Source organism: Mesorhizobium sp. M1338 (assembly GCF_040318045.1).
Classification (GTDB): Bacteria; Pseudomonadota; Alphaproteobacteria; order Rhizobiales; family Rhizobiaceae; genus Mesorhizobium.
This window is the reverse complement of record NZ_JAMYLL010000014.1, coordinates 66,239-83,862: the sequence shown is the minus strand read 5'-3', so window position 1 is coordinate 83,862 and position 17,624 is coordinate 66,239. Positions and strand designations below refer to the sequence as shown.

At 63.2% G+C, this 17,624-nt stretch carries 17 protein-coding genes; 4 read left to right on the top strand and 13 right to left on the bottom strand.

What is annotated here, in order from left to right; translation table 11 throughout:
- Positions 1–31: 31 nt before the first annotated feature.
- Together NKH19_RS15615 and NKH19_RS15610 are read right to left on the bottom strand one after the other, a co-directional pair.
- Positions 32–823: an anti-sigma factor family protein gene (locus NKH19_RS15615; protein ID WP_352868448.1), complete on the bottom strand. Its 792-nt coding sequence runs from the start codon at positions 821–823 to the stop codon at positions 32–34.
- Entirely contained in the window at positions 820–1,341 is a 522-nt protein-coding gene (locus tag NKH19_RS15610) for a sigma-70 family RNA polymerase sigma factor (RefSeq protein ID WP_352868446.1), read from the bottom strand. Before NKH19_RS15610 ends, NKH19_RS15615 begins: the two co-directional genes overlap by 4 nt.
- A gap of 195 nt (positions 1,342–1,536) precedes the next feature.
- On the opposite strand from NKH19_RS15610, the gene NKH19_RS15605 reads away from it, so the two are divergent.
- Both NKH19_RS15605 and mazG read left to right on the top strand, forming a co-directional pair.
- On the top strand, positions 1,537–2,721 hold the full coding sequence (locus tag NKH19_RS15605) for an amino acid aminotransferase (RefSeq protein ID WP_352868443.1): 1,185 nt from the start codon (positions 1,537–1,539) through the stop codon (positions 2,719–2,721).
- A 139-nt stretch (positions 2,722–2,860) separates the two neighbouring features.
- The gene (gene mazG, locus NKH19_RS15600) at positions 2,861–3,685 is read left to right on the top strand and encodes a nucleoside triphosphate pyrophosphohydrolase (RefSeq protein WP_352868441.1); all 825 of its coding nucleotides are present in this window, start codon (positions 2,861–2,863) and stop codon (positions 3,683–3,685) included.
- A gap of 5 nt (positions 3,686–3,690) precedes the next feature.
- On the opposite strand, the gene hflX is transcribed toward mazG, so the two are convergent.
- The 8 genes from hflX to dusB form a co-directional block, all read right to left on the bottom strand.
- Complete coding sequence (gene hflX, locus NKH19_RS15595; protein ID WP_352868439.1) at positions 3,691–5,082, bottom strand: GTPase HflX; 1,392 nt, start codon at positions 5,080–5,082, stop codon at positions 3,691–3,693.
- On the bottom strand, positions 5,083–5,328 hold the full coding sequence (gene hfq / locus NKH19_RS15590; RefSeq protein ID WP_006202172.1) for an RNA chaperone Hfq: 246 nt from the start codon (positions 5,326–5,328) through the stop codon (positions 5,083–5,085). It abuts the gene before it with no gap.
- Positions 5,329–5,473: 145 nt separating this feature from the next.
- Positions 5,474–6,337, bottom strand: a complete 864-nt coding sequence (locus tag NKH19_RS15585; protein WP_352868437.1) for a D-amino-acid transaminase — start codon at positions 6,335–6,337, stop codon at positions 5,474–5,476.
- Between the two features lie 98 nt (positions 6,338–6,435).
- Positions 6,436–7,797 carry a nitrogen assimilation response regulator NtrX gene (gene ntrX / locus NKH19_RS15580; RefSeq protein ID WP_056588733.1) on the bottom strand — a complete coding sequence of 454 codons (1,362 nt, stop codon included), beginning with the start codon at positions 7,795–7,797 and terminating at the stop codon, positions 6,436–6,438.
- Positions 7,787–10,072, bottom strand: a complete 2,286-nt coding sequence (locus NKH19_RS15575; RefSeq protein ID WP_352868434.1) for a sensor histidine kinase NtrY-like — start codon at positions 10,070–10,072, stop codon at positions 7,787–7,789. Before NKH19_RS15575 ends, ntrX begins: the two co-directional genes overlap by 11 nt.
- 128 nt (positions 10,073–10,200) lie before the next feature.
- Positions 10,201–11,661: a nitrogen regulation protein NR(I) gene (gene ntrC, locus NKH19_RS15570; RefSeq protein WP_352634499.1), complete on the bottom strand. Its 1,461-nt coding sequence runs from the start codon at positions 11,659–11,661 to the stop codon at positions 10,201–10,203.
- A complete protein-coding gene (locus NKH19_RS15565) occupies positions 11,658–12,800 on the bottom strand; it encodes a two-component system sensor histidine kinase NtrB (RefSeq protein ID WP_352868432.1) in 1,143 nt (380 codons plus the stop codon). The genes ntrC and NKH19_RS15565 overlap by 4 nt, the downstream gene beginning before the upstream one ends.
- On the bottom strand, positions 12,797–13,825 hold the full coding sequence (gene dusB / locus NKH19_RS15560; RefSeq protein WP_352868429.1) for a tRNA dihydrouridine synthase DusB: 1,029 nt from the start codon (positions 13,823–13,825) through the stop codon (positions 12,797–12,799). Before dusB ends, NKH19_RS15565 begins: the two co-directional genes overlap by 4 nt.
- Positions 13,826–14,067: 242 nt before the next feature.
- On the opposite strand from dusB, the gene NKH19_RS15555 reads away from it, so the two are divergent.
- Positions 14,068–15,297 (top strand): bifunctional 2-C-methyl-D-erythritol 4-phosphate cytidylyltransferase/2-C-methyl-D-erythritol 2,4-cyclodiphosphate synthase, encoded by a 1,230-nt coding sequence (locus NKH19_RS15555; RefSeq protein ID WP_352868427.1) that lies wholly within the window; start codon positions 14,068–14,070, stop codon positions 15,295–15,297.
- Positions 15,294–15,803, top strand: a complete 510-nt coding sequence (locus tag NKH19_RS15550) for a CinA family protein (RefSeq protein WP_352868425.1) — start codon at positions 15,294–15,296, stop codon at positions 15,801–15,803. The genes NKH19_RS15555 and NKH19_RS15550 overlap by 4 nt, the downstream gene beginning before the upstream one ends.
- Here the strand turns inward: NKH19_RS15550 and NKH19_RS15545 are convergent.
- The 3 genes from NKH19_RS15545 to NKH19_RS15535 all read right to left on the bottom strand — a co-directional run bounded on the left by NKH19_RS15545 (position 15,779) and on the right by NKH19_RS15535 (position 17,612).
- Positions 15,779–16,240: a type II toxin-antitoxin system RatA family toxin gene (locus NKH19_RS15545; protein WP_352868423.1), complete on the bottom strand. Its 462-nt coding sequence runs from the start codon at positions 16,238–16,240 to the stop codon at positions 15,779–15,781. The two genes, NKH19_RS15550 and NKH19_RS15545, sit on opposite strands and share 25 nt — an antisense overlap.
- 10 nt (positions 16,241–16,250) lie before the next feature.
- Positions 16,251–17,216, bottom strand: coding sequence for a lipoyl synthase (gene lipA / locus NKH19_RS15540; protein WP_352868562.1), 966 nt, complete (start codon positions 17,214–17,216; stop codon positions 16,251–16,253).
- 138 nt (positions 17,217–17,354) lie between these two features.
- A complete protein-coding gene (locus NKH19_RS15535; protein WP_352868420.1) occupies positions 17,355–17,612 on the bottom strand; it encodes a GlsB/YeaQ/YmgE family stress response membrane protein in 258 nt (85 codons plus the stop codon).
- Positions 17,613–17,624 lie beyond the last annotated feature (12 nt).

Below are 17,624 nucleotides of genomic sequence, written 5' to 3'. Positions count from 1 at the left end.
TTTGTGGATCGGTCAGTAAAGCGTGGATCGATCAGTAAAGCGTCTTGGCGAGCGTCTCGGCGGCACGGTCGAGGTCGCGGACCTCACTTCGTCCGACCACCGCATAGGCAACCTCGCCGATCTGGAAATAGGCCGATGAAATGTCGCCCGAAGGCGCCACCGTCGGCTTGACGACGTCGAAGGTTCCCGGTCGGATCGCGAACAGCGACACCAGCCCCATGTCTTTGGTCTCGACCGCCATCTCGACGCTCGGGCCAAAGCGCGACGGATAGATCTGCACGTCGCGGACCTTCCAGTCCTCAGGCAGCGACGGCATGACGATGGCGGTCGCGGCGCGGATCTCGCCGGCGTTGTAATTGGGCGCTTCCGGCTGCGACGGCATGCTCTCGCGCACCAGCGTCGTCCTGTGGGCCCGCACCGCCTCGTCGACATAGGAGGGCGGCTGCGGCGAGGCGACGACCTGGGTCACCGACATCGGCCCGATGATGCCGTTCGCCAGCCAGCCGGCGGCGACGAAGGCAGTGACCGCCGCCGCGCGCTGCAACACGCCGAAGATACGGCCGCGGGCAAGTCCCCTCTCCAGCCGCCGCGCGGCGTCGGCGGTCGCGGGCCGCGCCATGCCCCAGGAGCCGGCCAAACCTGAGGAACTGGCAAGCGCCACGCGCAGTTCATCGCGGGTTCGGAGATCCGACATCACGCGCGCCGCTGCCTCCGGCCGGGCGGACAGAAATGCCTCGACCTCGATGCGGCGGGCGACGTCGATCTGGTCGTCGACATAGGCGTCGAGATCGATATCGGTCACGGGATCGACAGCTGCTGTCATGACTGGCCTCCAACGATCCTGAGGTGGTTTTTCGCCTTCGCGGGTGCCGCCGCCTCCATCTCTCGCAATGCGGCACGCGCCCTGCCGATGCGTGACATCAGCGTTCCCAGGGGCACGCCGCTGGCATCGGCGGCTTGGCTGTAGGAAAGGCCTTCGATGGCGACGAGATGCAGCGCCGAACGCTGTTCTTCCGGCAGGCTGAAAAAGGCTTCTCGCACTTGAGCCAGGCGCACCGAATGCTCCTGCGGCGCCGGCGTGCTGCCATCGGCAAGATATCCGGCCTGTTGGAGGCGCGAGGCTTCCGACCCGCGGGATCGCATCTTGTCGATGAAGGTGTTGTGGACGATCGACAGCAGCCAGGCGCGCAGGTTTCCACCGGAGCGGAAGGTGCCACGCCGTTCATAGGCGCGCACCAGCGCGTCGTGCACGAGATCCTCGGCATCCGCGCTGTCGCGCGTCAGCGAGCGCGCGTAGCGGCGCAGCGAACCGAGCTGTCCTATGATGTCAAAGCGTGGCATCGACGGTTTCATGTCCAGTTTACGGAGCATGTGGGGATTTTAATCCCTGCCCTGCCAATTTTCTTCGCCGGGTTCGCTGGAGGACATCGTTCGCTGCTGCCCCCAGAAAGCTTTGTGCAGGCTGAGACGGCAGGAAAAGCGCTGGCGAAACGCGACCGATTTGCGTATCACTCCGCCGCCATTGGAGCCGTATCGATGTTTGAAGCCCTGCAGCCCGCCCCCGCCGACAAGATCCTTGCGCTGATCGGCCTTTATCGCGCCGACCCGCGGCCCGACAAGGTCGACCTCGGTGTTGGCGTCTACAAGGATCGCGACGGCAAGACGCCGGTCATGCGCGCCGTGCGCGAAGCCGAAAAGCGCCTGCTGCAGGGTCAGGACACCAAGACCTATCTCGGCCTTGCCGGCGATACCGGTTTCAACATTGTGATGGCTAAGCTCGCCTTCGGTCCAGGCGCCGACATGACACGCATCCGCGCGGCACAGGCGCCCGGCGGCTCCGGCGCGCTGCGGCTGGTGGCGGAATTGCTGAAGCGGACACGCTCGGACGCAACCATCTGGCTGTCGGACCCGACCTGGCCGAACCACATGCCGGTGATGCGCGCCGCCGGTCTGCAGATCCGCGAATACCCTTATTTCGATGCCGCATCGGGCACTGTGCGTTTCGACGACATGCTGGCGGCGCTGCGGACGGCAAAGAGCGGCGACGTCGTGCTGCTGCATGGCTGCTGCCACAACCCGACCGGCGCCAATCTGGATGCGGCACAGTGGGCGGCCGTAACCGAGCTGGTCGTCGAGCGCGAACTGCTGCCGTTTGTCGACATCGCCTATCAAGGCTTTGGCGATGGCCTCGAGGCCGACGCCCTCGGTTTGCGCCTGCTGGCCGCGAAGGTTCCGGAAATGGTGGTCGCCTCGAGCTGCTCGAAGAATTTCGCCGTCTACCGCGACCGTGTCGGCGCGGCAATGGTCCTGGCCAGGGACGGCGCACAGGCTAATGTGGCGATGAGCCAGATGTTGTCGGCGGCGCGCGCCATGTATTCGATGCCGCCGGATCACGGTGCGGCAGCCGTGCGCATCGTGCTGGAAGACGCCGCCTTGCGTGCGGACTGGGAGGCGGAACTCGAAGAGATGCGGCTGCGCATGCTCAGGCTCCGGATCCAGTTCGCCGAAGCGCTGCGGCGTCAGTCCAATTCCGATCGTTTCGATTTTGTCGCCAGCCATCGCGGCATGTTCTCTCGCCTTGGCCTCACGGAAGCGCAAGTCGAGCGGTTGCGTTCCGAGCACGGCATCTACATGGTCGGCGACAGCCGCATCAATGTGGCAGGCCTGCCCGAGGACGGCATGGACGAACTCGCCAAGGCGATCGTCTCTGTACTCGACTGAAGCGGCTCACCTGTGGACAAGGCTTCCGAGCCGGCTGACAGCGTTGCCCGCGCGGCCGGCCGCGGGATAGCATCCGATAGACTGTTTTGACGCAATTCCGGACAAAAACCGTTTCACACTTTTCCTGGAATAGCTCTAGATGACGCCATCGAAAGACATTTCGCGCCTGATCGAGATCATGGCGGCGTTGCGAGCCCCAAAGACCGGTTGTCCCTGGGACATCGAACAGGATTTTCCGACCATCGCGCCCTATACGATCGAGGAAGCCTATGAGGTGGCGGATGCCATCGCGCGCGGCGACCTCGACGATCTGCGCGACGAGCTCGGCGATCTTCTGCTGCAGGTCGTCTACCACGCGCAAATGGCTGAAGAGGCGGGTGAATTCGCCTTCGGCGACGTGGTCCAGGCGATCACCACCAAGATGATCCGCCGCCACCCGCATGTCTTCGGCGACGAAAAGGCCCGCAGCGCCGGCATGGCCAAGGGCATGTGGGAAAAGATCAAGGCCGAGGAGAAGGCGGAGAAACGACAAGCACGCCTCGCCCGGGGCCTCGACCCCGAGGACAACGGCAAGGGGTTTCTCGACAGCGTGCCGGTCGCCCTGCCCGCTCTGACGCGAGCCCTGAAACTTCAGGAGAAGGCCGCTCGCGTCGGCTTCGACTGGAGCGAGGCAGCCCCCATCCTCGACAAGATCGAGGAAGAGATCGGCGAATTGCGCGAGGCTCTGGCGAAAGGCGAGACGGCCTCGATCAAGGACGAGTTCGGCGACATGCTGTTTGCCGTCGTCAATCTCGGCCGGCACCTTAAGCTCGATTCGGAAGCAGCGCTGAGTGGCACCAACGAGAAATTTCGCTCACGCTTCCATTATGTCGAACAGGCCCTGGAAAAATCCGGCAGCACGCTGGAAAAGGCTGATCTGGCCGAGATGGAAGCGCTGTGGCAGGAAGCCAAAGGCGTGAAATAACCCCGTTAGCCGTTGTTTTTCCGACGCAATCTGCTTTCGATCTCTTCGCGGGCGCTTTGCGTGGCCTTGAGCGAGATCGTGGCGCTGCCGTCGTCATTGTCGCTTCGCGAAACGACATCGCCATTGCGATAGAGCCAGTCGACAAGGCCGAACTGCGCCGGCTCGATCGTCACCGTCAGGTCTTCGAGTTCGCCCGCCATCCGTGTCTCGATGATCGCCTTCAGCGCATCGATTCCCTCGCCGGTCACCGCCGACACCGCAATCGGCGGCGCCTTGCTGGCATCGGCGCCATCGGCGAGCAGCCGGCCTCTGTTGCCTTCGTCGAGCCGGTCGATCTTGTTCCAGACTTCGATGACCCGTTTGGCGTCACCGGCGTCGACACCGAGGTCGGCGAGGATGCGCTCGACATCCTCGGCCTGAGCCGCGGTGTCCGGATCGGAAATGTCGCGCAGGTGGATGACGAGATCGGCCTCGACCACCTCTTCCAGGGTGGCGCGGAAAGCCGCGATCAGATGCGTCGGCAGGTCCGAAATGAAGCCGACCGTGTCCGAAAGGATGATCGGCGTACCATGCGGCAGGCGCACGCGGCGAAGCGTCGGATCTAGCGTGGCGAACAGCATGTCCTGCGCCAGTACATCCGCTCCGGTCAGCCGGTTGAACAGCGTCGACTTGCCGGCGTTGGTGTAGCCGACGATCGCCACCACCGGGAACGGCACTTTCTTGCGCTTGGCGCGGTGCAGGTCGCGGGTGCGGCGCACCGTTTCCAGCTCCTGCTTCAGCTTGATGATCTTTTCCTGCAGCTGCCGCCGGTCGGATTCGATCTGCGTTTCGCCGGGACCACCGAGGAAGCCGGCGCCGCCGCGCTGACGTTCGAGGTGGGTCCAGCTGCGCACGAGACGGCCCTTCTGGTAGTTGAGATGGGCGAGCTCGACCTGCAGCGTGCCTTCCTTGGTGCGCGCCCGCTCGCCGAATATCTCGAGGATCAGCCCGGTGCGGTCCAGCACCTTGGCGTCCAGCTCTTTCTCGAGATTGCGCTGCTGCACCGGGGTCAGCGGATGGTCGACAATGACCACTTCGGCATGCCCCTCTTTGACGATTTCCGCGAATTCCGCGACCTTGCCGCTGCCGAGCAGCGTCGCCGGGCGCGGATCGTTGACGGTCACCACCGCGGTATGGATCAGATCAAGGTTGATGGCGCGGGCAAGGCCGACGGCCTCATCGTGACGAGCATCAGCCGAACGCATCAGCCGTGGACGGTTGGTCTCGTCGTCGTTGCGCTGGTGGCGGGTAAGGACGGGCACAATGACAACGGCCCGGGTCGGACCCTTGGCTTCCGTCCCGGGATGATGCGCTGGTTTTCCGCGAACGGTAGCGTCCGCGTCTTTCTCACGTGCCAATCAGGCGCCCTGACTTTCCTCGCCATCGAACATCTGAACCGGCTGGCTCGGCATGATCGTGGAAATGGCATGCTTGTAGACGAGCTGGGAGTGACCGTCACGGCGCAGCAGGACACAGAAATTGTCGAACGAAGTGACCACGCCGGTCAGCTTGACGCCGTTGATGAGGAAGATGGTGAGCGGGTTCTTGCTCTTGCGAACTGAATTCAGGAACAGGTCCTGAAGGTTTTGCGATCGTTCCGCCATTGTTCTTGTCTTTCGCCGATCCCCTTCGGTTTGCAAGCCAATGCGCCAAATTAACGGGCGCATGTCAAGCTCGCAAACACCGTCTTGTCGTCAGTAACGACAAGCAGAACGAGATATATTGATGTTCATTCCACCTGTGCGGTTATCAGGCTGGACTTTTTTCCGCAATGTCAAAAAAGGCTTGCCGCAACGAAAGTGTTACTGAGCCGGGGTGCCCATTGGCGACCGGATCGCCGTCGATGGCCACGACCGGCATGGCGATTGTCGTTGCGGAGCTGATGAACGCCTCGCGTGCCGCCTTGGCCTCGGCGACGGAAAAGCCACGCTCCTCGATCTTCAGGCCGAGCTTGGCCGCCACTTCAAACATGGTCGTGCGGGTGATTCCGCGCAGGATGCCATGCTCGGCCGGCCTGGTGACAAGGACACCATCCCGGGTGACGATCCAGGCGTTGGACGACCCGCCTTCCTTGACGTTACCATCGGTGTCGACGAACCACGCCTCCTGCGCGCCAGCTTCCTTGGCCTTCTGCTTGGCCAGTACATTGGGCAGCAGCCCGACACTCTTGATGTCGACGCGGTCCCAGCGGTTCTCCGGCACCGTGATCACCGAGATGCCGGTCTCGGCGCGCTTTGCTCCAGCGGCAGGATCGGCCTTCCTGGCGGTCACCACCAGGGATGGCTTGGTGTCCGCGGACGGGAAGACAAAGTCGCGGCTGGCAACGCCGCGCGTCACCTGGACATAGACCAGGCCGTTGGCGACATGATTGCGGTTGACCACCTCGCGCAGGATCAGCGGCAGCACGCCTGCAGTGACCGGCCAGGCGATCGACAATTCGGTCAGCGAGCGGTTCAGCCGGGCCAGATGGCGCGGCATGTCGACGATGAAGCCACGCGCCACCTCGCAGACCTCATAGACGCCGTCGGCGAACTGATAGCCGCGATCCTCGATATGCACGGCAGCGTCCGCGTGAGCGACGTAGCGCCCGTTGACATAGGCAATGCGCGGCATTGGCGACCCCTCGGAAATTCTCGGGCTTTCTTATGCGATTCCGCCGCCGCCGTAACCGGCAAATGGTTGGCCCAAGTGCGGATGGCTGGACGCCGTGCTCAGACGCCCAGGGACTTCAGCTTGCGATGCAAGGCGGAGCGCTCCATGCCGATGAACTCGGCGGTTTTCGAGATGTTACCGCCGAAGCGATTGATCTGGGCGATCAGGTAGTCCTTCTCGAACTGTTCGCGCGCCTCGCGCAGCGGCAGCGCCATGATGTGCTGGTCGGATTGATTCGGCGTGCGCGGCATGACATCGCCGATCTCGGCCGGCAAAAGGTCGGCGGTGATCGGCGCATCGACGTCGTCGCCGCGGGCCAGGATCATGAGACGCTCGACATTGTTACGCAGCTGACGAACGTTGCCCGGCCAATTGTGCGCCTGCAGTACGGCCAGCGCGTCATCGCCGATGCGGCGCGGCTTGATGCCGGCCTGGCGGGCGATCTGCTTCATGAAATTGTCGACGAGGTATGGAATGTCCTCGCGCCGCTCGGCCAGTCCCGGCACCATGACCGGAACCACCGCCAGGCGGTGGTAGAGATCCTCGCGGAAACGGCCGTCGGCGATCATCGCTTCGAGGTTCTGCGAGGTCGACGAGATGATGCGGACATCGACCTTGACCCGCTTGGTGCCCCCTACCCGCTCGAACTGCTGCTCGACCAGCACGCGCAGGATCTTGTTCTGCGTCTCGCGCGGCATGTCGGCGACTTCATCGATGTAGAGGATGCCGCGATGCGCCTCCTCCAGCGCGCCGACCTTGCGCTCGACACCGTTCGATTCGGTGCCGAACAGCTCGATCTCCATGCGCTCGGGCGTAATGTTGGCGGCGCTCAGCGTCACGAACGGCGCGGTTTTACGCGCCGACAGCGTGTGGATGGCACGCGCGGCCAGTTCCTTGCCCGAACCTGACGGGCCGATGATCATCACGCGGCTGTTGGTCGGGGCGACGCGTTCGATGGTCTGGCGCAACTGGCTCATCGCCGACGACATGCCGATCAGATCGAAGGTTTCGCCGCTGCGCAGCTTGAGGTCGGAAACCTCGCGCCGCAGTTTCGAGGTCTCGAGCGCACGCTCGGCAATGAGGATCAGCCTGTCGGCCTTGAACGGCTTTTCGATGAAGTCATAGGCGCCGCGACGGATGGCGGAGACCGCCGTTTCGATGTTGCCGTGGCCCGAGATCATCACCACCGGCAAGGTTGGGTGCATCGTCTTGATCTCGTCGAGCAGCGCCAGCCCGTCCAGACGCGAGCCCTGCAGCCAGATGTCGAGGAAAATCAGCCGCGGCGCCCGATCGGCGATCGCCGCCAGCGCGCTGTCGGCATCGAATGCCGTGCGGGTTTCGTGACCTTCGTCGCTCAGGATGCCCGCGACGAGTTCACGGATGTCTTCCTCGTCATCGACGATGAGAATATCAGACGCCATTACCGACCTTTTCAGTTTCTCGTTCGTTTTCCGTCCTGCTCTCGCCGCGCGGAGACGCGGCAGCCGCGGGCGGCAGGATGATGCTGATCATCGCGCCGCGTCCGTCGTGGAAATCCGGGGGCGCATCGTGAAGTTCCAGCCTGCCACCATGGTCCTCCACGATCTTCTTGACGATAGCGAGGCCAAGCCCGGTACCCTTCTCGCGCGTCGTCATATAGGGCTCGAGCAACCGCTGGCGATTTTCGCGCGGCAGGCCTTTGCCATTGTCGATGACGTCGATGCGAATCGCACCATTCTGGCGCCCGGCTTGAATCCGGATTATGCCGTGCGAACCATCCTTTTGTTCCAATCCGTCAATCGCCTCGGCGGCGTTCTTGATCACATTGCCGAAAGCCTGCGCCATCAGACGGCTGTCGAAGGTGCCCTTGAGCGGCTCGTTGCCGAAGACGCGTTCGAAGGCAATGTCGGCCCGGCTGACTTCAACCAGGAACGAGGCCTCGCGCAACGATTCGCGCAGGTCGATAGCCTTCATCTCGGGCTTTGGCATACGGGCGAAAGCCGAGAATTCGTCGACCATGCGGCCAATGTCCTCGACTTGCCGGATGATGGTCTCGGTGCATTGATCGAAAATCTCGCGATCCTCGGTGATGACCTTGCCGAAGCGTCGCTTGATGCGCTCGGCCGAAAGCTGGATCGGCGTCAGCGGATTCTTGATCTCGTGGGCGATGCGCCGCGCCACGTCGGCCCAGGCGGAGGAGCGCTGCGCCTGCACCAGATCGGTGATGTCGTCGACCGTCACGACATAGGATTTTTCCTCCGAACCGTCATCGCCGGCCTCGATGGTGATCTGCACGTTGAAGGTCCGCTCGGCACCCGCACGGTAGAAGGTCACCTGCTCGCGGTAGACAGGCTTGCCGGACTTGCGGCCGATCTCGAAGACGCGACCGACATGTGGCAGCACGGCTGAGAGGTTCTGCCCAAGGGCGGCGTTGGCTGAAATGGCCAGCATCGCCTCGGCCGAACGGTTGACGATGGTGACGATGCCGTAGGGGTCGACGCCGATGACGCCGGCGGTAACACCGGCAAGCACGGCTTCCGAAAAGCGGCGCCGTTCGTCGATCAGGTCCTTGGCCGACAGGATCTCGTTGCGCTGTGATTTCAGCTCCAGAAGCATCTTATTGAACGTGTCGCCGAGCGAGGCGACATCGCCATCCGATGGCCTGACGGGAACTGCAACGTCGAGATTGCCGGTCGCGACCTCGTCGGCGGCACCGATAAGCTGGCGAATGGGCCGGACCAGACGGTCAGCGACGGCGATGCCGGTCCAGATCGCGGACAGGATGATGATCAGCGTCAGCGACAGATAGGGCAGCGCGAACGCCACCTGCGAGGTGCGGCGGTTGTCTTCCAGCCCGCGATATTCATCGGTGTTGGACCTGACGATCTGCCTTGCCTTGATCACCTCGGGGTCGACGAGGCGAATGGTGTAGAGATAGAGCCCTTCGATCTCGCGCAGCTTGACGATGGCGCCCATGATGTTGCGCGTTTTCGGTTCGATCAGCACCGGCTTGCCGTCGGCAGCGCTCGCCACGGCGCCTTCCGGCGGCTCGGGCATGGCGAAATTCGTATCGGTCTTGGCGCTCATCACGAAAGAGCCGTCAGGCTTGATCAACGCCGCATGCGCCAGCGACCGGCCCACCGCTTCCTTGTTCATGAGGTCGAGGAAACCGGTTCGATCGAGACCGTAGAGCGTGCGCGACGCATCGAGATCATAGGCCATCGACAGTGTCGTGCCCTGCAGGTTGCGGGCATTTTCCTGGACATAGGCGTCGGCGATCGACAGCGACGAATTGACGATCGTCTTGGTGCGGATCTCGAACCAGCGGTCGAGGCCGATATCGAGTGTGATCGAGGCGATGATGGCCACCATGATCGCGGGAATGGCGGCAACCAGAGCGAACATGGCGACGATGCGCACATGCAGCCGCGAGGCCGCCTTGCCGTGCCGGCGCGCCATCAGGATGCGGTGCACTTCACGCCCGACCAGCGCGATGAGGAACAGGACGAAAGCGGCGTTGAGGGCAATCAGCGCCAGCGTCGTCGACTCGTTCGGCGTGATCGGCGTGGCGCCGACAAGGATGGTGAACGAGATCGCCGCCGTCATCAGCGCGCCGACGACCGCGACCACGCCGGGCAGCGCCAGCAGCCGGCGCCCGTCACGCGCGCCGGGTTCGCTGAAAAGCGGTTGGTTTGTTGTCGGTGCCTGCGGAGCCATGTCGCCGTCTAGAGCCATGATTGCGTCGGATGTATGCAACGCATTGTGGCGATTATGCAACAAGTGTGACCGAGACGGAAATCTTTCGCGAGCCGTCCCCCGAAAAGAGAGCGAGGCCCGGATTGGGCTCAGCCCTGCCGCGACGATTTGTAGACGTTGACGCCGAGTTCGCGAATCTTCTTGCGCAGCGTGTTGCGGTTCAAGCCCAGCAATTCGGCGGCCTTGATCTGGTTGCCGCGGGTGGCCGTCATCGAGGCCAGGACCAACGGATATTCGACCTCGGCCAGAATGCGCTGATAGAGGCCGGCGGGCGGCAATTCGCCGGCAAAGGAGGCGAAATAGCGCTGCAGGAAATGCTCGGCCGCCTGGCCGATCGACAGGTCGTCGGGAATGAGGTTGCCGCCGCCCGGCACTACCGGACGTTCGCCGGTCTTGAGCTCGGCTTCGATGATCTCGGCGGAAATCTCGTCCTGCGAATAGAGCGCGGCGAGCCTGCGAACCAGGTTTTCCAGTTCGCGCACATTGCCCGGCCACGGATAGCGCTTCATCAGTTCGATGCCGCCCGACGAGATGCGCTTGGTCTGCAGGCCTTCCATCTCGCCGAGCTTGAAGAAGTGGCGGACGAGGTCCGGCACGTCCTCGGAGCGCTCGCGCAGCGCCGGCAGCCTGAGCGGCACGACGTTGAGGCGATAGAAAAGATCCTCGCGGAAAAGCCCCTGGTTGATCAGCGTGCGCAGATCCTTGTTGGTGGCGGCGACGATGCGCACGTCGGTCTTGATCGGCGTGCGTCCGCCAACGGTCGTGTACTCGCCCTGCTGCAGGACGCGCAGCAGGCGCGTCTGCGCCTCCATCGGCATGTCGCCGATCTCGTCGAGGAACAGCGTGCCGCCCTCGGCCTGCTCGAAGCGGCCGGTCGAGCGGTTCTGCGCGCCGGTGAAGGCGCCCTTCTCGTGGCCGAACAGTTCCGATTCGATCAGATCGCGCGGGATTGCCGCCATGTTGATGGCAACGAACGGGCCGCCGCGACGGCGGCCATATTCATGCAGCGCGCGTGCCACCAGCTCCTTGCCGGTGCCGGATTCGCCCGAAATCATCACCGTCAGGTCGGTCTGCATCATGCGCGCCAGCATGCGGTAGATGTCCTGCATGGCTGCCGAGCGGCCGACCAGGGGCATTGCGTCGGGCTGTTCTTCCGGCCGCGCATCGATCTTCGGCCGCCGCGGTTCGGAAAGCGCCCGGTTGACGATGTTAAGCAGCTCGGTAAGGTCGAACGGCTTCGGCAGGTATTCGTAGGCACCGGTTTCGGAGGCGCGGATCGCCGTCATGAAGGTGTTCTGGGCGCTCATGACGATAACCGGCAGTTCCGGCCGCGCCTTCTTGATGCGCGGCAGCATGTCGAAGGCATTCTCGTCCGGCATCACCACATCGGTGATGACCAGATCGCCCTCGCCCGCCGCCACCCAGCGCCATAGCGTCGAAGCGTTGGAGGTGACACGCACCTCGTGGCCGACGCGCGATAGGGCCTGGTTTAGGACGGTGCGGATCGCCGCATCGTCGTCGGCGACGAGAATATTGCCGCGAACGGTCATTTGCGGTCTCCTTCACCGTCTTCATCGGCGCCGTGTGGCGTCTCTTTCCAGGCCGGCATCAGGATGCGGAATGTGGTCCCGCGCGGCGTCGATTCGCATTCGATGATGCCGCCATGCTCGCCGACGATCTTGGCGACCAGCGCCAACCCCAGCCCCGAGCCGTTTGGCTTGGTGGTGATGAACGGGTCGAACAGGATCGGCAAAATATCTTCCGAGACGCCCGAGCCGTTGTCGCGCACGCAGAATTCCAGCGGCAGCGAGACGCGGTCCTGCGTGCCCGGAACGGAAACGCGGATGCCCGGCCGGAAGGCGGTCGACAGAACGATCTCGCCCTGTGGGTCGCTGCCGATCGCCTCGGCGGCGTTCTTGACGAGGTTGAGGAACACCTGGATGAGCTGGTCACGGTTGGCAAACACCGGAGGCAATGAAGGATCATAATCCTCCAATATCTTGATTCTCTTGGCAAAACCGTTCTTGGCAATTGCCTTCACATGGTCGAGCACGACATGGATGTTGACGGGGTAGCGATCGATCGGCCGCTCATCGGAAAATACCTCCATGCGGTCGACCAGCGACACGATGCGGTCGGTCTCGTCGGTGATCAGCCGCGTCAGCGCACGGTCCTCGTCGGAAGCCGACAGTTCGAGGAGCTGGGCAGCACCCCGGATGCCGGAGAGCGGGTTCTTGATCTCATGGGCAAGCATCGCCGCCAGACCGGTCACCGAGCGCGCCGCGCCCCGATGCGTCATCTGCCGGTCGATCTTGTCGGCCATCGACCGTTCCTGGAACATCACCACCACGCAACCCGGAAATTCCGGCACCGGCGCGACATAGAGATCGACGACCTTCTCGATGCCGAGGCGCGGCGACGAAACGTCGACCCGGTATTCGTTGACCGGAGCCCGGCGCTCGCGCACCTGATCGACCAAGGTCAGTAAAGGGCTGCCGAACGGAATGAGCTTTGACAGGGTGTTGCGCGCCAGCATCGTCGCGCTCGAGCGAAAGAAATCCTCGGCATCGGCGTTGGCGTAGGTGATGAACCCGTCCGTATCGACCATGATTACCGGGCGGCGGATGGTGTTGAGCACGATATGGGCGGCGTCCGCCATCTCGCTGCCCTGTGTGACGTTGGCGTTCATGCCGCGCTCCGCAGGTTCAATGGTTGCGGATCGCGCGAAAACACGTCGCGCAGCAAGCCAATGACGCGCGCGGGCTTGAATGCGGTCAGTATGGCCTTTCGGCTGTCGTCGGCGACACCGCCGGCATGGCGGTCGAGATACCAGCCGAGGTGCTTGCGCGCCTGGCGTAGGCCGCTCTCGACGCCGTAGAGTGCCAGCATGTCCTCATAGTGGGACACGATGTAGTCAGCCAGCGCCATCGGGGCCCGTGGAAGCTTTGGCGTCGTCTCGCCTGTCGCTTCCGCCGCAATGCCGCCGGCGATCCAGGGAGCACCATAATGCGCACGGCCGACCATCACGGCATCGGCGCCGGATTGGTCGAGAATGTCGGCAGCTTCCGCTGGCGAAGAAACATCGCCATTGGCGACGACCGGGATGGACACGGCTTCCTTGACGCGGGCGATGGCGCGCCAGTCGGCCTTGCCTTGATAGAATTGGCAGCGCGTGCGGCCGTGCACGGTCACCATCCTGACGCCGGCCTGCTCGGCGCGGCGCGCCAGCATAGGCGCGTTGAGCGCGCCTTCGTCCCAGCCGAGCCGCATCTTGACAGTCACCGGCACCTCGACCGCGCCGACAACGGCGTCGATCAGCGACAGCGCATGGTCGAGATCCAGCATCAATGCCGAGCCGGCATAGCCGCCAGTAACCTTCTTGGCCGGGCAACCCATGTTGATGTCGATGATGTCGGCGCCCTCGCCGGCGGCTATCCTGGCGCCTTCCGCCATGTGCGCAGCCTCGCGGCCGGCAAGCTGGACCATATGGACCGGCAGACCGGAGTGGCGTATGCGCAGGTTGAAACCGGCCCTTCCCTTGGCCAACTCGCCGCTGGCCACCATTTCGGACACGACCAGGCCCGCGCCATGCGCGTGGGCGCGTTGCCGGAACGGCTCGTCTGTAATCCCCGACATCGGCGCGAGGAACACGCGATTGCGGATTTTCACACCACCGACATCGAGCGGCGCGGCCAATTTGGTCAAGTTAACCATGCACAAAAACCAAGCACGTTCATTCGCTGCACATTCTCTAGCCAGAACCGCCGCAATGTGCAACGCGGAATGACGCCACATTAAGGCGCAATTGGAAAAATGCCGGCCTTCGGGATTGGCGGCGACCAAAGCGCCGCGCGTCACTCAGGACGGGCTTTGACACTTTGGAATTTCACACTTAGCGCATGATCTTTCCGAAAACCGATTACACTTTTCGGGATCGTACGTTAGGACCAGTCAACATGACTGACGCAAGTGAAAATCGCGTTTCAAGTGAGGATGGCAAGGTCGCCGTGGTGATCGTTGCGGCCGGCCGCGGCGCGCGTGCCGGACAGGCCAATGGGCCGAAGCAATATCAACACATTGGCGGCTATGCCGTCATCGCGCACACAATGGAAATTTTTCTGACCCACTCGCGAATCGGCGAGGTTGTTGTCGCCATCCATGCCGACGACCACGAACTGTTCCTGCAGGCGGTGGGCGCCAACGCCGAACGGGTCATCCTCATCATGGGCGGGGCGACCAGGCAGGCATCGGTCCGGCTGGGACTGCTTGCGCTGAGAAGCCACGCGCCAGGGCGGGTTCTGATCCACGACGCCGTCCGTCCGTTCGTCGACGCGGACCTTATCGACCGCACGATCGCTGCCATCGGCGAGCGCGAGGGGGCGTTGCCTGCCCTGCCCGTCGCCGACACGCTGAAACGTGAGTCGGCCTCTGGCGTGGTCGGAGAAACCGTTTCCCGCAGCGGGCTTCACGCGGCGCAAACGCCACAGGGCTTTCCGTTCTGGCCCATTCTTGCCGCGCACGAGAAAGCCCATCATCTGAGAAAAATGGATTTCACCGACGACGCCGCGATCGCCGAATGGGCGCATATTCCGGTCAGGATCGTTCCGGGCTCGCCGGATAATGTGAAACTCACCTGGGCACGGGATATTGCGATGGCGGATCAGAGACTTTCCGGCGAACGCGTGCGCTTTCCCGACATCCGGACCGGCAATGGTTACGACGTCCATGCCTTCGAGCCCGGCGACCATGTCACCCTGTGCGGCGTCGCCATTGCGCATGACAAGAAACTGTCCGGCCATTCCGACGCCGATGTCGGCCTGCACGCCCTGACCGATGCGCTGCTGGCGACTTGCGGCGCCGGCGACATCGGCACGCATTTCCCGCCGTCCGACCCGCAGTGGAAAGGCGCTGCGTCCCGGATATTCGTCGAGCATGCGGCAAGGCTGGTGCGCGAGCGCGGCGGACGCATCGCCAATGCCGATATCACGCTGATCTGCGAAGCGCCGCGTGTCGGCCCGCATCGTGACGCGATGACCGCGGCTCTGTCGCGGATGCTGGCAATTTCACCGGACCGCATCTCGATCAAGGCGACAACCAACGAGAAGCTCGGCTTTGTCGGGCGCGAGGAAGGCATAGCGGCGATCGCAACCGCCAGCGTGGTGTTTCCCGGCGAGGTGCCGGAATGAGCAACAACGAGTTGGCAAATGCCTTGCTGCAAGCCTGCCAGAAGCGCGGCATCATGCTGGCGACGGCGGAAAGCTGCACCGGCGGCATGATCATCGCCGCGTTGACCGACATCGCCGGCTCCTCCGCCGTGGTCGATCGCGGCTTCATCACCTATTCCAACGAAGCCAAGATGGACATGCTCGGTGTTTCCGCCGCCACGATTGAGGCATACGGCGCGGTTTCGCGCGAGACGGCGATTGAGATGGCGAAAGGCGCGCTTGCCCGTTCGCGCGCCGGGCTCGCCCTTGCGGTCACCGGCATCGCCGGGCCCGGCGGCGGTTCGGCGGAAAAACCTGTCGGCCTGGTCTGGTTCGGCTTCGGCCTGGACGGCCAGACCGTGACCGCCGAACACAAGATCTTTGCCGACAAAGGTCGCGATTTCATCCGCCGTGAAACGGTCCGGCACGCGTTGGAACTGGGTTTGCGTGTGCTTGGCCAACGTCAGGCCGAGGGTGCTGCACCATAAATGACGTCGGCGCGCTTCTCGAAAGCCTCGGCGAACATGCGGAAGGCGCGATCGAACATGGTTCCCATCACCGCGCCCAGAATGCGGCTCTTGAACTCGTAGTCGATGAAGAAGCGGACCGTGCAGCCGGCGTTGCCGTCGGGCTCGAAACGCCAGACATTGCTCAGATATTTGAACGGGCCATCGATGTATTTCACGTCGATGGTGTTCTCGTCGGGTTTCAGCAGCACCTGCGTGGTGAAGGTTTCGCGGATCGCCTTGTAGCCGATGCTCATGTCGGCGAGGAGAACGGTACGTCCGTCACGCTCCTTGCGCGAGCGAACCGTCAGCGCCTCGCAAAGCGGCAGGAATTGCGGATAGGATTCTACATCGGCGACCAGCGCGAACATCTGGTCCGGCGTGTGGGATACGCGGCGGGTGGCTTCGAATTTCGGCATGCAACCAGCGCTAGACCGATTTCTGAAGTTGCGCTTCCCGTGCCGCGCGCAGCCTGGCGAAATCGTCGCCGGCATGATGCGACGAGCGCGTCAGCGGGCTCGACGCCACCAGCAGGAAACCCTTGGTCCGGCCGATCGTCTCGAAGGATTTGAACTCCTCCGGCGTGACGAAGCGGATCACCGGATGGTGCTTCTTCGACGGCTGCAGATACTGACCGATGGTCATGAAGTCGACATTGGCCGAACGCAGATCGTCCATCAGCTGCAGGATTTCGTTCCGCTCTTCGCCGAGACCCACCATGATGCCGGACTTGGTGAAGATCGACGGGTCGAGTTCCTTGACCCGCTGCAGCAGCCGGATCGAATGGAAATAGCGGGCGCCCGGACGAACCGTCAGATAGTTCGACGGCACGGTCTCCAGATTGTGGTTGAAGACGTCGGGCTTGGCCGCCACGACGACCTCCAGCGCGCCTTCCTTGCGCAGGAAGTCGGGCGTCAGGATTTCGATCGTCGTCAACGGCGTTGCCGCCCTGATGGCGCGGATAACTTCGGCGAAATGCTGTGCGCCGCCATCGGCGAGATCGTCGCGGTCGACCGAGGTAATGACGACATGGGTCAAACCCATCTGCTTGACAGCGTGCGCTACGCGAGCCGGTTCATCGGGGTCCAGTGCGGTCGGAATGCCGGTGGCGACGTTGCAGAACGCGCAGGCGCGCGTGCAGATCTCGCCCATGATCATGAAGGTGGCGTGCTTCTTCTCCCAGCACTCGCCGATGTTGGGACAGCCGGCTTCTTCGCAGACCGTCACCAGCCTGTTCGACTTCACGATTTCGCGCGTTTCGGCATAACCCTTCGACATCGGCGCCTTGACGCGGATCCAGTCGGGCTTGCGCAGCACGTCCTGGTCAGGCTTGTGCGCCTTTTCCGGATGCCGCAAGCGCGGTGCGTTGGCAATCGTATCGAGGACAGTGACCATCGGGAAACCTGGTTCGTTCGCGATCGCCAGTCGGGCGTTCGCTGTCATAACGTCATCTAAGGCTTTTCAGCGCAAAGAAAAAGGCCGCGGCGGCGCATGCCGCAACAGCCTTTTTCGCATAGCGGATATTCAGCGGTGTTAACGGCGCACCAGACGCCCAGCCCAGATCAGCAGGCAGGCGCCGATAAAGCCGGTGATTAGATAGGCAGTCCAGCCGACGCCGAACGGGCCGAAATTGAGTGCCTGCAGAATGGCGTTCAGCACGACCGCGCCGACGATGCCCATAACAATATTCATAAGGATGCCGGTGTTGCTCTTCATGACCATCTCGGCAAACCAACCCGCCAGCCCGCCGATGATGATGGCTGCGATCCAGCCCACGCCATTCACGTCCATATGTCCTCTCCT